The organism is Mesorhizobium delmotii (assembly GCF_900149755.1).
In the GTDB taxonomy this organism is placed as follows: domain Bacteria; phylum Pseudomonadota; class Alphaproteobacteria; order Rhizobiales; family Rhizobiaceae; genus Mesorhizobium; species Mesorhizobium delmotii.
The window spans coordinates 43,916-57,897 of the sequence record NZ_FUIG01000041.1 but is presented as its reverse complement, the minus strand read 5'-3'; the positions used below and the strand labels follow the sequence as shown (position 1 = coordinate 57,897).

The following is a 13,982-nucleotide window of genomic DNA, read 5'->3' as shown; positions in this document are numbered from 1 at the left end:
ACACAGCAATCGCGACGAAATTTGCAAACCGGCGAAATTCGCGGGTTGCAGCAAGACCTACGAACCTCCTGCCGCCAAGAGCGACAGCGTGCGCACATTGTCCGAACCTTCGAAGTCGGCAAGCCGGGTCGGATATTGCCCCGTGAAGCAGGCGTCGCAGAATTGCGGCTGCTCATTGTCGCGGCCGGCCTCACCGACGGCGCGGTAGAGCCCGTCGATCGACAGGAAACCGAGTGAATCGACGCGGATGAACTCGGCCATCTCTTCCACCGACATGCGCGACGCAAGCAGCTTCGACTTCTCCGGCGTATCGACGCCATAGAAGCACGAAGCGCGCGTCGGCGGCGAGGCGATGCGCATGTGCACTTCCTTGGCGCCGGCATCGCGCACCATCTGCACGATCTTCTGGCTGGTGGTGCCGCGCACGATCGAATCGTCGACCAGCACCACGCGCTTGCCTTCGATCATGCGGCGGTTGGCATTGTGCTTGAGCTTGACACCCATGTGGCGGATCGAATCGCCAGGCTGGATGAAGGTACGGCCGACATAGTGATTGCGGATGATGCCGAGCTCAAACGGGATGGCCGCGGCTTGCGAAAAGCCGATCGCCGCCGGAGTGCCGCTGTCCGGCACCGGCACGACGATGTCGGCCTCGACCGGGCTTTCGAGCGCCAGCTCGGCGCCGATGCGCTTGCGAACTTCGTAGACGTTGCGGCCTTCGACCGACGAATCCGGACGCGCGAAATAGACATATTCGAAGATGCAGAAGCGGGTCTTCTGCGGCTCGAACGGAAACAGGCTCTCGATACCCTTGGCAGTGACGACGACCATCTCGCCGGGCTTCAGGTCGCGCACGAAACGCGCGCCGATGATGTCGAGCGCGCAGGTTTCGGAAGCCAGGATCCAGGCGCCATCGAGATCGCCGAGCACCAGCGGCCGGATGCCGAGCGGATCGCGGCAGCCGATCATCTTCTTTGAAGTCATCGCCACCAGCGAGAAGGCGCCTTCGACCTGGCGCACCGCATCGATGAAGCGCGAGTTGAGATCGCGTTCCCTGCTGGTGGCGACCAGATGCAGCAGCGTCTCGGTGTCGGAGGTCGATGAGAAGATCGCGCCCTGTTTCTGAAGCGCGCGCTGCACGGTCATGGCGTTGGTGAGGTTGCCGTTGTGGGCGACGGCGAAGCCGCCATCGGCGAGCTCGGCGAAAAACGGCTGGATGTTGCGCTGGCCCGCGCCGCCTGTGGTGGCGTAGCGCGTGTGGCCGATGGCGCGGTTGCCTTGCAGGCTGTCGATGACGCGCTGCTTGGTGAACGTATCGCCGATCAGGCCGACGTGATGTTCGACATGGAACTGGGTGCCGTCATAGGAAACGATACCCGCTGCTTCCTGGCCGCGATGCTGCAATGCATGCAGGCCGAGCGTGACGATAGCCGCGGCGTCCTGCCGGCCAAAAATACCGAACACACCGCATTCGTCATGGAAATGATCGTCAGCTTCGGCGGAAAGCAAGTCGTCTGCGTCTGCCATCTTCAGCTCCGCTAAAGTCGCTATATAGTGTGATGACTGCTCGAGAGCAACGTAGAGTTTGCGGCTTTCACATGATCGTCAGTTTGCCGGCGCCGGATTGGCCGGTGCATTGTCGGCCGGTGGCGCGTTGGTCTCGCTGCCGTCGAGCGCCGGAGCATCGTCGCCGGTTGCCGGTGCGTCCGCCGCTGGCGCGTCCGCCGCCGGAGGCGTCTCGGCTCCGGTCTCGGGTGCCGGCTGATTCGGATTGAGCCTGTTGAGGATCGCGTTTTCCGGATCCTCGGGCAGCAGGCTTTCGAGCTTGGCGCCGATCGATTCGAGCAGCGGCCGCGACTTGGCGTTGGCGACCCAGCCCGGAGCCTTGGGGCCGGCCAGCCAGTTGAAGAACAGCAGGGCCACCGCGACGACCAGGATGCCGCGCGCCGCGCCATACAGGAAACCGAGCGTGCGGTCGAGCGCGCCGACCCTGGAATCGATGATCCAGTCGGCGAGTCTCATGGTGATGACGGAGACGACGATCAGCGCGACGATGAAGACGATGCCGGCGGCCACCACCATGGCAATCTTCTCATTGTCGACATAGGGCTGAACGTAAGGCAGGACCGGTTGGTAGAAGAAGAACGCCGCAGCCGCCGCCGCTATCCAGGAGACGACGGAGAGGATCTCGCGCGAAAAGCCGCGAACCATGGCAAGCATCGCCGAGACCAAGGTGAAGCCGACGAGAATTCCGTCAAGCAGCGTAATCGGCATGTCTTTTGCCCCACTTCATGAGCCGCGTCACTCTTCCTCGTCGGCGCGGCTGCGCCGTGAGCCGGCTATGCGCGCCACGAGATCGGCAAGCTCGGTGGGCTGGAAAGCGCCGGCCCCTATCCCGCCGGCAAGTTCCTCGCTGCCCAAGGGCAGAACCGCGCTTCCAAAACCCAGCTTTTCGGCTTCCTTCAGGCGCTGCTGCGCGTGCGCAACCGGCCTCACGGCGCCCGAAAGGCTGATTTCGCCGAAATAGACGCAATCGGCCGGAAGGGCAAGACCGGTGAGCGAGGAAACCAGTGCGGCCGCCACCGCCAGATCGGCGGCCGGCTCCGAGATACGGTAGCCGCCGGCAACATTGAGATAGACGTCATGGGTGCCGAAGCGGACGCCGCAATGGGCTTCGAGAACGGCGAGGATCATCGACAGCCGGGCACCGTCCCAGCCGACGACGGCGCGGCGCGGCGTGCCCAGCGACGACGGCGCCACCAGCGCCTGGATCTCGACCAGCACCGGGCGGGTGCCTTCCATGCCGGCGAAAACCGCGGCGCCCGGCGCTTTCGCATGGCGTTCGCCGAGAAAAAGCTCGGACGGATTGGCGACCTCGCGCAGGCCCATATCAGACATTTCGAAGACGCCGATCTCGTCGGTTGGTCCGAAGCGGTTCTTGACCGTGCGCAGGATGCGGTAGTGGTGGCCGCCTTCGCCCTCGAAATAAAGCACCGCGTCGACCATATGCTCGACGACGCGCGGCCCGGCGATCTGGCCTTCCTTGGTGACGTGGCCGACGAGCACGATCGCCGCGCCTGTGGATTTCGCATAGCGGATCATCGCCTGGGCGGCGGCACGCACCTGGGTGACGGTGCCGGGCGCCGAATCGGCCATGTCGGTCCACAAGGTCTGGATCGAATCCAGGATCACCAGGTCCGGCCGCTTGCCGTCGGCGATGGTGGCGAGGATGTCCTCGACATTGGTTTCGGCGGCAAGCTCCACCGGAGTATCGGCGACGCCGAGCCGCTGCGCACGCAGCCTGATTTGGGCAACCGCCTCTTCGCCCGAGACGTAGACGATGCGGTGGCCCTTGGACGCCAGTGCTGCGGCAGCCTGGGTCAACAGCGTCGACTTGCCGATGCCGGGATCGCCGCCGACCAGAAGGGCCGAGCCGCGCACGAAACCGCCGCCGGTGGCGCGGTCGAGTTCGCCGATGCCGGAGACGATGCGCGGCGCATCCTCGATATCGCCGGACAAAGTCGTGAGCACCACGGCGCGGCCCTTGCGTGCGTTGCGGGTGTTGACCGGACCCGAGCCGATGCCGCCGGACGTGCCTTCCTCGACCAGCGTGTTCCACTCGCCGCAGGCATCGCATTTGCCGGCCCAGCGCTGATGCACCGAACCGCAATTCTGGCAGATGAACTGGATGCGGGATTTAGCCATGGAGCCGCACCCAGTTTTGAATGGTGGCTGACTGGAACTGTCCACGTATCCGAGCGTGGTTTGGAGAGTGTGGATGCAATTCAGTGCTTCTTGGCGTGAGCGCGGACTTCGGCAAGCACCTCGTCGAGCAACTCAGGATTGGGCGGTAGCATCTGCGTGTCGTAGATGGAGATCATACCTTGTGTCTGGCCGGCAAGTTCAGGCAGGCCTTTCCGCGCCTTCTCATCAAATCCGTCAACATAAAACAGGAAATGCTGCCCGGTTAGGACGGGTACACCACATCCTCCCATGATCAGCGTGGTCGTAGAGATCGTACCATTCGCTTCCGGCTTGCCCTTGAACACCTCGATTGTCTCGTAGCGTACGTTAACCAGTATCCGGCCATCGCCCGCGTCGGCTGGGACATCCCCAAGCTTTGTTGAACTAAGCTCCGTGGCTGTCACCCGGCCATGGAACACCAAGGCCGCCTCTGCAAATGCTCGCTGCGGCGTCCAGCCGGCAGGCATGGAACAAGCGGAAGCGATCCCGGGCAAGACAGCCGCGCCTAGGAGCGCGTGAGCAAGAGAGGCCGGAAACCCGAAACGGTTACCCATGTCTACTCAAACCTCTCCGCAATATGATGCTCTTCGGCGAGGTCGGAGAAGCGGGTGAACTCGCCCTGGAAGGCGAGGCTGACCGAGCCGGTCGGTCCATGGCGCTGCTTGGCGACGATGACCTCGGCCTTGCCGCGCATCTCGTTCATCTCGTGTTCCCATTTGATGTATTCGTCGGTGCCCGGCTTCGGCTCGCGGTTCTTCAGATAATATTCCTCGCGATAGACGAACATCACCACGTCGGCGTCCTGCTCGATCGAGCCCGATTCACGCAGATCCGAAAGCTGCGGGCGTTTGTCGTCACGGCTTTCGACCTGGCGCGACAGCTGCGACAGCGCGATGATCGGCACGGCAAGCTCCTTGGCCAGCGCCTTCAGGCCGGTGGTGATTTCGGTGATCTCCTGCACGCGGTTCTGCGAGGATTTGGCGCTCGAACCCTGCATCAGCTGGATATAGTCGATGACGATGACGTCGAGGCCGCGCTGGCGCTTTAAACGACGCGCGCGGGCAGACAACTGAGCAATAGAAATGCCGCCGGTCTGGTCGATGAACAGTGGGATCTTCTGCATGGTCTGCGAACAGGCGACTAGCTTTTCGAAGTCCATCTCGCTGATCTCGCCGCGACGGATTTTTGACGACGGGATTTCGGTCTGCTCGGAAATGATGCGGGTGGCGAGCTGTTCCGATGACATTTCGAGCGAGAAGAAGCCGACGACGCCGCCATTGGCCGCCTTGAACGAGCCGTCGGCCTGTTGCGCCGGCACATAGGCCTCGGCGATGTTGAAGGCCATGTTGGTGGCAAGCGATGTCTTGCCCATGCCGGGGCGGCCGGCGATGATGATCAGATCGGACGGCTGCAGGCCGCCCATCCGGCGGTCGAGATCGCGCAGGCCAGTGGCGACGCCCGACAGGTGCCCGTCGCGCATATAGGCGGCGTTGGCCATGTCGACGGCGGTTTTGACCGCGTCGGTGAAGCTCTCGAAGCCGCCATCATAGCGGCCGGTTTCGGCCAGTTCGAACAGGCGCCGCTCGGCATCCTCGATCTGCTCGGACGGCGACATGTCGACCGGCGCATCATAGGCGATGTTGACCATGTCTTCGCCGACGGTGATCAGCGCGCGTCGTGTGGCCAGATCATAGATGGCGCGGCCGTAGTCGGCGGCGTTGACGACGGTGACCGCCTCAACGGCCAGCCGCACGACATATTGCGCGACCGTCATGTCGCCGACCTTCTCGTCGGCCGGCAGGAAGGTCTTCAGCGTGATCGGCGTCGCTATCTTGCCCATACGGATGAGCTCGGCGGCTACTTCAAAGATCTTGCGATGCAGTGGCTCGTAGAAATGGCCGGATTTCAGGAAGTCCGAGACGCGGTAGAAGGCGTCGTTGTTGACGAGGATGGCGCCGAGCAGCGCCTGCTCGGCCTCTATGTTGTTCGGCGCCTCCCGATAGAGTGGTGTTTCCGCCACGCCGAATTTTCGCGCTGCCTCTGCCATGATGTCCCCGATTTCGATCCCGGTCTTTCGATATCAGAACGGGATAAGTCGGTGATGACATATCTGCATCAGTCCCCGTCCAATCAGCTTTGGTGCCCGCGATTCACAGCCGAGGTTTTTCGGTGGAAAGAATCTTGATTGACTCGAATCAAGACGGCGAGCCTAGCCGTTCTCGGGCGAGAACAAAACAGGAAAATAGCTGCCAATCACTCCGGCAGCGCGTCGCCCCAGCCCAGCCGCCGGGCGGCCTTGAACACATCGCCGTCGCGCTTGGTGAACAGTTTCTCATCGGCACTGCCGTCCTTTTCGCAAAGTTTCAGCAGGACCTTGCCGGAGCCCGATTTCGGCAGTGCGATCACACGTGCCTGCGGTGGGGCAACAGCTTGGCGGGAGGCGGCGACGTAGATGAATTTCTCGTCCTCCCATGGCACGTCGGCGTCTTTGGCCAGCCGGTGCAGGCGCGAACGCGCGACGCGCTGCGAAAAATGGCACCAGTCGGGCGGCACGAGCGGGCAGGGCGCCTCATGCGGGCAAGGCGCAAGCACATGCGCGCCCGCCTCGATCAGCTGCCGGCGCACGGCAAGAATGCGCTGCCATCCGGCCGGCGTGCCCGGCTCGACGACCAGCAGCGTGTCGTCGCTCAGGTGCCAGAGCCGGTCGATGAGTTTTGGCAGCGACGCCGGTCCGATCTCGTCCAGCACATAGGCGCAGGTGACCAGCTCGGCCGGCTTGAGATCAGCAGGGTCGATGGTGACATCGCCGGCCAGCCAGGCGATCCTGGCCGTCATCGCCTCAGTGGCAAGCGCCTCGCCGACCCGGCGCACCGCGGCGCTCGCCTCGATCAGCACCGCCTGCTCGAGGTCGGGCCAGAGATCGAGCGCAGCCCAAAGCACGGTACCAGGGCCGGCGCCGACATCGAGCAGGGTTTTGGGCGCATAATCGGGCCTTGCCTCGCTGACCGCATCGAGGCTGGTACGGACGGCGGCATAGGTCGCCGGCAGCCGCGTCGCCAGATAGGCCTTGACCGCCATCTCCTCGGCCATGTGCAGGCGCCCATCGCGCAGTTCGGCGCGGTAGCGGTCCGACAGCGTTTTTGCCGCTTGCTTCAGCGTCGGCAGCGGCACTTTTTCGAGGAGGCGCTCGACGCCCTGTCGAAGCGGGATAGGCAGTTCCATAGCTCAGGCACCCCGAGGTGCGAGCAGGATGACCGAAGCGCCAACGATGCAGAGCGCGGAACCGGCGAGGTCCCAACGGTCGGGGCGAACGCCTTCCACCAGCCACAGCCATCCGAGCGAGGCGGCGATGTAAATGCCGCCATAGGCAGCATAGGCGCGGCCCGCCGCGCTGATGTCTACCAGCGCCAGCAGGAAGCCGAACAAAGCGAGCGAGACCAGGCCCGGCGCCAGCCACAACGGTGACTTTTCCAGCCGCCACCACGCCCAGATCGAAAAGCAGCCGGCGATCTCGGCAAGGGCAGCAACGATGTAGATGAGATAGGTCATGAAAAAAGGTCTCGCGGCGGCGACGAGACCTTTTTCAGCGTGCGGGCCGGCAATGGCAAGCGGCAATGGCGTGATCGCCGACAGTCTATTCCGTATCAGCCACCTTGCGGCGCCGCGAGGGCTTGGCGGCAGGGGCTTTTGGGCGATGTCCCATGTCGCGCATCTCCAGCGCCTTCTCGCATTTAGCCATATAGTCGCGAGACATCGGCAGCGTGTCGTTCTTCTTGGCAATCTGGATCTGGAAGATCACCAGATCCTGCCAGCGGAAGGCTGCTTCCGAGGCCCCCAGGTAGAACTCCCACATGCGGCAGAAACGCTCGTCATAGATCGCCTTGGCCCTGTCGCGATTGGCGGCGAAGCGCTCGCTCCAATGCCTCAACGTCTCGGCATAATGTAGCCGCAGGATTTCGATGTCGGTGACGATGAGGCCCGACTTTTCGATCGCAGGCATTACTTCAGAGAGCGAGGGTATGTAGCCGCCGGGAAAGATGTATTTGCGGATGAAGGCGCTAGTTGCCCACGGCGCGCCGGAGCGGCCGATCGTGTGCAGCAGCATGACGCCGTCCGGCTTCAAAAGCGTCGCCGATTTGTCGAAGAAGGTGCGGTAGTGGTTGACGCCGACATGCTCGAACATGCCGACCGAAACGATGCGGTCGAAGCGCTCGTTGAGCTCGCGATAATCCCTCACTTCGAAATGCACGCGGTTTTCCAGGCCCTGCGCATGGGCGCGGTCGGTGGCGACGCCATGCTGTTCGGTCGACAACGTCACACCTTGCACGTCGACGTCGAAGGACTTGGCGAGATAGATGCCGAGCCCGCCCCAGCCGGAGCCGATGTCGAGCACCGTCTGGCCGGCCTTCAGCCTGAGCTTGGCGGCGATGTGGCGCTTCTTGGCGGCCTGGGCCTCATCGAGCGTCATGTCCGGTTGCTCGAAATAGGCGCAGGAATACTGCATATCCTCGTCGAGGAAGAGCCGGTAGAGGTCGCCCGACAAATCATAGTGGCGCTGCACGTTACGGCGCGCGCGCGCCGCCGTGTTGATCTGCTGCAGGCGGCGGAAGGCGTGGCGCAGGCCCTCGATCGCCTTCGACCAGGTGGCGTCGATGCCGCCGCTACCCATGTTCTGGAAGGCGATGCGCATCACCCCCAGCACGCCGCCCTCGAGTATGTCGAGTTCACCGTCCATATAGGCTTCCGGCACCGCCAGCATCGGATCGAAGGTGATGGCGCGCTCGGCATGCGCGGTCTTGATGTGCATGTGCACCAGATCGCCGCTGCCGTCGCCGAAGATCACCGAGAGGCCTTTCGGTCCGGTGACTTTGAGGTTGCCGGTGCGCACCAGGCGGTCGAAAATGCGTTTCAGCAGAATATTCATGACCAATGTCCCCTCTCGGTCAGACACGCTGTCTTGGCGCATGACCCCGAAAATCGAAATCGATTTTCGGAAAGGATCATGCGCCAAACCAAAGTTCTACAGCATCCTTTCCGCGTCCAAAGGACGCGCGGCGCTGTAGTCTGCCTCAACATATAGGGGTTCGAAAAGTTCCTTTTGGCACAAAAATGCCCAGGCGAGGGGCCCGGGCATTGGTCCAGAAATGACTGGAAGCCGACGAAACGTTTTAAAGCGCCGCTCTGACGCTTGTGACGTGCAATCAGCCGTTGTCTTCGCCGCCTTCGAACTCGGCATTGGGGTCGAAGAAGTTGTCCGGGCGGGCATTGTCGTTGATGTCTTCGCCATAGATGGCTTCGGCGGTGGTCAGCGTCTCGCCCTTGGCTTGGCGCTCGGCTTCGTCGGCCGTGCGGGCGATGTTCAGCGTGATGGTGACCTCGACTTCCGGATGCAGCGCGATCGCCACATTGGTAAGGCCGATGGTCTTGATCGGCTGGTTGAGCAGGATCTGGTTGCGGTTGACCGAGAAACCTTCCGCCGTCAGCAACTCGGCGATGTCGCGGGTCGACACCGAGCCGTAAAGCTGGCCGGTTTCGCCGGCCGAACGCACCGCGATGAAGCTCTTGCCGTCGAGCTTTTCCGAAATCTGCATGGCTTCGGACTTGCGCTCGAGGTTGCGGGCTTCGAGCTGGGCGCGCTGGCCTTCGAATTTCTTCTTGTTGGCTTCGTTGGCGCGCAGCGCCTTGCCTTGCGGCAGCAGGAAGTTGCGGGCGAATCCATCCTTGACCTTGACGGTATCGCCCATCTGACCGAGGCGGGAAACGCGCTCGAGAAGAATGACGTCCATGGTTTTGTTCCTTCGTTTGGGCGCCAAATCGCTGGCATCGACGCCGAATTGTTTGGAACAGGTCAGGAAGCTGAGGGCGTCGCCGCCTGTGTCGCTGTCCTGCCTGTCGCGGCAGTTAGAGGTCTTCACCTCAACCCGGGATTTGATGGCAACCCCGCGGCGCCCGTCGCCGTGGGAAAAGCGGGCGGCGAACCGCCCGCTGAAAGAGTGCTAGCGAACCACGTAGGGCAGCAGGCCGAGGAAGCGGGCGCGTTTGATCGCCTTGGCGAGCTCGCGCTGCTTCTTCTGGCTGACGGCGGTGATGCGCGACGGCACGATCTTGCCGCGCTCGGAAATGTAGCGCTGCAGCAGACGTACGTCCTTGTAGTCGATCTTGGGCGCGTTGGCGCCGGAGAACGGGCAGGTCTTGCGGCGGCGGTGGAACGGGCGCCGGGTCGGGATCTGGTTGATGTCGACCATTATTCTGCACCCCCTTCAACACCTTCGCGCGGACGGCGCGGACCACGTTCTGAACTGGCGTCGCCACCGAAGCTGCGCGGCGGGCGATCGCCACGGTCGCCGCGATCGCGGTCGCCGAACGAGCGCGGGCCGCGGTCACGGTCGCCGAAGCCGCCGCGTTCCGAGCGCTCCTCGCGCTTCTGCATCATCGCCGACGGGCCTTCCTCATGCGCATCGACCTTGATGGTGAGGAAGCGCAGCACATCCTCGGACAGGCCCATCTGACGCTCCATCTCGTTGAGTGCGGCCGGCGGGCAGGTGATGTCCATCAGCGTGTAGTATGCCTTCCTGTTCTTGTTGACCCGGTAGGTGAGGGACTTCAGTCCCCAGTTCTCGACCCGGCCGACGGACCCGCCATTCGCGGAGATGACGCCCTTGTACTGTTCGACAAGCGCATCGACCTGCTGCTGCGAGAGGTCCTGCCGGGCAAGAAACACATGTTCGTAAAGAGCCATATTGTTCTATTGCCTTTCTTCGTTTCTCTCCCGGTTCCCGGCGGCAAAAGCCTCTGCAACTTCTCTGACCCGCCGATCCCTAGGGGGCGGGGAAGAAAGGAGCATGACGAGACGGTCGAGAGCGGAGACACGGGAGGCGGAAGCGCTTCTGGCTCCACACGAAGGTTTTCGAAAAAACCTCCGGCCCTCCGTTCAGCCCCCAGCAAGGACCGGCAGATTGCGGGCGTCTATACAGGAATTTGGCCGCAAGGCAAGGGCGAGCCGAAAATCCGCCGCCGCGAGGGCGACATGTCGCGGCATCTTCAGCTTGTATGCGGAACGAGCTTCTTCACCGTTTCCGGGAAGAAATCGGGCGCTGCGCGGCGCTTGCCGAACATCATGTCGTATTGCAGCAGACGGAAATCGCGAATGGCCGGGTCGATTTTCTTCTTGCGCGCCCAGTCCGGCGTGGCCTCGCCCGCCGGCGTCATCAACAAATTGCGGTCGACGACGCTGTAGCGCTTGCGCATCTGGCCGAGGAAGCCGGTGTAATAGGGGTGGCTGATCCCGGCCGTGGTCAGGACATGGTAGGGCAGAAAGACTGGACTGACAGTGCCCATGTCCGCGACCGGACCGGTGCGGTTGGACCATACGATCAGCGGTGTTCGGTGATGCAGCAGCATCTGGTCGGGCGGCTCCTTGCGTGGCGCGACGTTATCCTTGAGGAAGCCGGTCTCGACATAGACAGGACCGAGCGGCGGCAGATGGTCGCCGAAGAAGGCGATGACCGTCGGTCGCCGCCGGTTCTTCGCCCATTCGATGAGGCGCTCGAGGCTCTTGTCGGCGTCGGATGCGCCTTCGGTGAAGCTCAGCAGCGAATCCTTTGCCCACTGGCTGGTCGGAGCCTGCACCTTGTGGGTCGGATTGTAATAGCGATTCGGTTCGTAGGGTCCGTGGTTTTGCAGGCTGACGGCGAAGTAGAAGAACGGATCGTCCGTGGCGTCGGCTTCGCGGATGATCTCGTCGGTCATTGCCGCGTCCGACGCTAGCGGCCCGCGCTTTTCGAGATATGGCATGTTTTCTTCGGACTTGAAGTCATCGAAGCCGAACTCCGCATAGACCGGCGTTCGGTTCCAGAACCAGCTTGTGCCCGGATGGATGGCGCGCGTCTCATAGCCCTGGCTCTTCAGGAACGTCGCCATCGACGGCACCGGCGCGCGGACATATTGCTGGTAGGGGATGCTGCCGGCCGGCAGGAAGGCGTTGGAAAGGCCGGTCAGCGCCTCGAACTCGACATTGGCGGTCATGCCGCCGAATTCGGGCGAGAATACGTGGCCAGAGCGCAGCGCCCGCACGTTGGGAATCGGATCGGGCATGATGGTGACGCCGGGCAGTTCGGTCGGATCCCAGAAGGATTCGCTCATGACGATGATGATATCTGGCTTCTCGGTCGGTACCGATGCCTTCACATCAGGCCTTTCGATCGCCGCGATCGCCTTGTCGGAGTAGCCGGCAGGCGCGGGGACATGGGCCATCGGCACGTTGAGCGCGAAGGCCAGTGCGAAGCCGTTGGAGGCGTAATTTTCCTTCTGGTCCCACATGATCGGGATGATTTGCAGCCGGTCGCGGGTCCACGAGAACGTCGCGTAATCCATGATCGACACGAAGAAGGCGAGCAGCGGCACGGTCAGCGTCAGCCTGGCCAGCCGCCCCTTGCGACCGAGCGCCGGTACCCGGCGGCGCCACAGCCGCCAGCCATAAACGAGCAGCGAGAGGCTGCCAACGATGCCGACCGCCAGAGCGATGGCGGTTCCCGGACGTTCGCGCACCAGAAGCGGCATCAGCGCTACGATCTGGCGTGAATAGAGGAAATCGGTCGGATAGAGCGGATCGCCGAGATAAAGCGATTTCTGATGGCCGACGAAGGCCAGCGCCAGGGTCAGCGGCGCGACGATAATTAGGCTCTGGTGGCTGCGGCCGAGCACTGCGTCGAGGCCGATCAGAATCAGCGCGAAGATGATGATGGTGGTCCAGCCCGGCTTGAAGGGCTGCAGGAAGAATGCGACGGTACCGGCAAAGTCGCCGCGCACGATCAGTTCGATCGCAAAAACCAGGATGGTGGCGGCGAGAAGGCTGACGAGGCCATAACGGATAACAGGCCATTTCCGGCCCGGCAGATAGCCGGTGGCCGGATCGCCTTCCAGAAACTGTGGCGCGGCTTTGCCAGCGCCCTTCCTAGTCCTTGCCACCTTACAATTCCCCCGACCATACACAAAAGCGTCATTGAGCTGTCATCGATATGTCACGAAAAGCTAGCGCCTGTGGCTGAAATAAGAAGAGCCAGCAAACGAATCGTGAGCGATTTTCATCATGAGTGATCGATAAAAAGCCTTTTGGAACAGGTACTCGGCCAGCAATACCGAGCCGGAGTGGCCCGGGTCGGGCCGATACCGGACTTGACTTGCCCGCCCGCCTTGCGTCACAGGCAGGAAAAAATCAGCCGGTTGGGAGCCACACATGGCCGTTGCATTCACCTTTCCGGGACAGGGCAGCCAAGCTGTCGGCATGGGCAAGGACCTCGCCGACGCCTTTCCGGAATCGCGGAAGATCTTCGAAGAGGTCGACGACGCGCTCGGCGAAAACCTGTCGAAGCTGATCTGGGAAGGGCCGGAAGAGACGCTGACGCTGACCGCCAATGCCCAGCCGGCGCTGATGGCTGTGTCACTTGCCGCGATCCGGGCGCTGGAATCGCGCGGCTTCTCGCTGAAGGACAAGGTCGCCTATGTCGCCGGCCATTCGCTCGGCGAATATTCGGCGCTTGCCGCCGCCGGTTTCGTTTCGGTCGCCGATGCCGCCCGGCTCTTGCGTATCCGCGGCAATGCCATGCAGGCGGCAGTGCCGGCCGGCGAGGGCGCCATGGCGGCGATCATCGGGCTGGAACAGGCCGATGTCGAAGACGCCTGCGCTGAAGCGGCCAAAGGTTCAGCCAAAGATTCAGTTTGCCAGATTGCCAACGACAATGGCGGTGGCCAACTGGTGATCTCCGGCGCCAGGGCGGCGGTCGAACTGGCGGCGAGGCTGTGCACGGATAAAGGCGCCAAGCGGGCGCTGATGCTGCAGGTCTCGGCACCTTTCCATTCGGCGCTTATGGCACCGGCGGCCGAGGTCATGCGCAATGCGCTGGCCGAGGTCACGAAGAACGCGCCGTTGGTGCCCGTAGTCTCTAACGTGTCGGTCACCCCGTCCAGCGATCCGGACGCAATCGCCCGCCGCCTGGTCGAACAGGTGACCGGCCGCGTGCGCTGGCGCGAAACGGTGGAGTGGTTCGGCGCAAATGGCATTGCGACACTTTACGAGGTGGGCGCCGGCAAGGTGCTGTCGGGACTGGCGCGGCGCATCAACCGCGATATCGCCACCGGCGCTGTCGGCACGGCGGCGGATGTCGAGGCGGCGCTGGCGGCGCTCGCATAACCGCCGAGATTTGACCCCACCCGTGTAGGGTGTTCTCTTAGATCAGGAG

At 63.0% G+C, this 13,982-nt stretch carries 13 protein-coding genes; 1 reads left to right on the top strand and 12 read right to left on the bottom strand.

The features are described from left to right. Positions 1–57 precede the first annotated feature (57 nt). The 12 genes from purF to BQ8482_RS23455 all read right to left on the bottom strand — a co-directional run bounded on the left by purF (position 58) and on the right by BQ8482_RS23455 (position 12,711). Complete coding sequence (purF, locus tag BQ8482_RS23510) at positions 58–1,527, bottom strand: amidophosphoribosyltransferase (RefSeq protein ID WP_123149775.1); 1,470 nt, start codon at positions 1,525–1,527, stop codon at positions 58–60. Between the two features lie 78 nt (positions 1,528–1,605). Further along, entirely contained in the window at positions 1,606–2,274 is a 669-nt protein-coding gene (locus BQ8482_RS23505; RefSeq protein WP_123149774.1) for a CvpA family protein, read from the bottom strand. Positions 2,275–2,301: 27 nt separating this feature from the next. Beyond that, positions 2,302–3,705 carry a DNA repair protein RadA gene (gene radA / locus BQ8482_RS23500; protein ID WP_123149773.1) on the bottom strand — a complete coding sequence of 468 codons (1,404 nt, stop codon included), beginning with the start codon at positions 3,703–3,705 and terminating at the stop codon, positions 2,302–2,304. An 80-nt stretch (positions 3,706–3,785) separates the two neighbouring features. Beyond that, positions 3,786–4,238, bottom strand: coding sequence for a hypothetical protein (locus tag BQ8482_RS23495; RefSeq protein ID WP_133254817.1), 453 nt, complete (start codon positions 4,236–4,238; stop codon positions 3,786–3,788). 62 nt (positions 4,239–4,300) lie between these two features. Beyond that, positions 4,301–5,791: a replicative DNA helicase gene (locus BQ8482_RS23490; protein ID WP_123149771.1), complete on the bottom strand. Its 1,491-nt coding sequence runs from the start codon at positions 5,789–5,791 to the stop codon at positions 4,301–4,303. Positions 5,792–5,997: 206 nt separating this feature from the next. Beyond that, positions 5,998–6,966 (bottom strand): small ribosomal subunit Rsm22 family protein, encoded by a 969-nt coding sequence (locus BQ8482_RS23485; RefSeq protein WP_123149770.1) that lies wholly within the window; start codon positions 6,964–6,966, stop codon positions 5,998–6,000. A gap of 3 nt (positions 6,967–6,969) precedes the next feature. Then, complete coding sequence (locus BQ8482_RS23480; RefSeq protein WP_091590534.1) at positions 6,970–7,293, bottom strand: YnfA family protein; 324 nt, start codon at positions 7,291–7,293, stop codon at positions 6,970–6,972. An 85-nt stretch (positions 7,294–7,378) separates the two neighbouring features. Beyond that, on the bottom strand, positions 7,379–8,668 hold the full coding sequence (locus tag BQ8482_RS23475) for a cyclopropane fatty acid synthase (RefSeq protein ID WP_123149769.1): 1,290 nt from the start codon (positions 8,666–8,668) through the stop codon (positions 7,379–7,381). Between the two features lie 277 nt (positions 8,669–8,945). Continuing rightward, entirely contained in the window at positions 8,946–9,530 is a 585-nt protein-coding gene (gene rplI / locus BQ8482_RS23470; protein WP_095496637.1) for a 50S ribosomal protein L9, read from the bottom strand. Between the two features lie 210 nt (positions 9,531–9,740). Then, on the bottom strand, positions 9,741–9,989 hold the full coding sequence (rpsR, locus tag BQ8482_RS23465) for a 30S ribosomal protein S18 (RefSeq protein ID WP_006203718.1): 249 nt from the start codon (positions 9,987–9,989) through the stop codon (positions 9,741–9,743). Next, entirely contained in the window at positions 9,989–10,483 is a 495-nt protein-coding gene (gene rpsF, locus BQ8482_RS23460) for a 30S ribosomal protein S6 (RefSeq protein WP_123149768.1), read from the bottom strand. Before rpsF ends, rpsR begins: the two co-directional genes overlap by 1 nt. Positions 10,484–10,785: 302 nt before the next feature. Continuing rightward, on the bottom strand, positions 10,786–12,711 hold the full coding sequence (locus tag BQ8482_RS23455) for an LTA synthase family protein (protein WP_123149767.1): 1,926 nt from the start codon (positions 12,709–12,711) through the stop codon (positions 10,786–10,788). Between the two features lie 268 nt (positions 12,712–12,979). Here BQ8482_RS23455 and fabD point away from each other — a divergent pair, with 268 nt between their 5' ends. Beyond that, positions 12,980–13,933 carry an ACP S-malonyltransferase gene (gene fabD, locus BQ8482_RS23450; RefSeq protein WP_123149766.1) on the top strand — a complete coding sequence of 318 codons (954 nt, stop codon included), beginning with the start codon at positions 12,980–12,982 and terminating at the stop codon, positions 13,931–13,933. The last annotated feature ends 49 nt before the right edge of the window (positions 13,934–13,982 follow it).

Bases quoted from the DNA above. Each gene is read 5' to 3' on its own strand.
- purF (WP_123149775.1), bottom strand. From the start codon at position 1,527: ATGGCAGACGCAGACGACTTGCTTTCCGCCGAAGCTGACGATCATTTC.
- BQ8482_RS23505 (WP_123149774.1), bottom strand. From the start codon at position 2,274: ATGCCGATTACGCTGCTTGACGGAATTCTCGTCGGCTTCACCTTGGTC.
- radA (WP_123149773.1), bottom strand. From the start codon at position 3,705: ATGGCTAAATCCCGCATCCAGTTCATCTGCCAGAATTGCGGTTCGGTG.
- BQ8482_RS23490 (WP_123149771.1), bottom strand. From the start codon at position 5,791: ATGGCAGAGGCAGCGCGAAAATTCGGCGTGGCGGAAACACCACTCTAT.
- BQ8482_RS23485 (WP_123149770.1), bottom strand. From the start codon at position 6,966: ATGGAACTGCCTATCCCGCTTCGACAGGGCGTCGAGCGCCTCCTCGAA.
- BQ8482_RS23480 (WP_091590534.1), bottom strand. From the start codon at position 7,293: ATGACCTATCTCATCTACATCGTTGCTGCCCTTGCCGAGATCGCCGGC.
- BQ8482_RS23475 (WP_123149769.1), bottom strand. From the start codon at position 8,668: ATGAATATTCTGCTGAAACGCATTTTCGACCGCCTGGTGCGCACCGGC.
- rplI (WP_095496637.1), bottom strand. From the start codon at position 9,530: ATGGACGTCATTCTTCTCGAGCGCGTTTCCCGCCTCGGTCAGATGGGC.
- rpsR (WP_006203718.1), bottom strand. From the start codon at position 9,989: ATGGTCGACATCAACCAGATCCCGACCCGGCGCCCGTTCCACCGCCGC.
- rpsF (WP_123149768.1), bottom strand. From the start codon at position 10,483: ATGGCTCTTTACGAACATGTGTTTCTTGCCCGGCAGGACCTCTCGCAG.
- fabD (WP_123149766.1), top strand. From the start codon at position 12,980: ATGGCCGTTGCATTCACCTTTCCGGGACAGGGCAGCCAAGCTGTCGGC.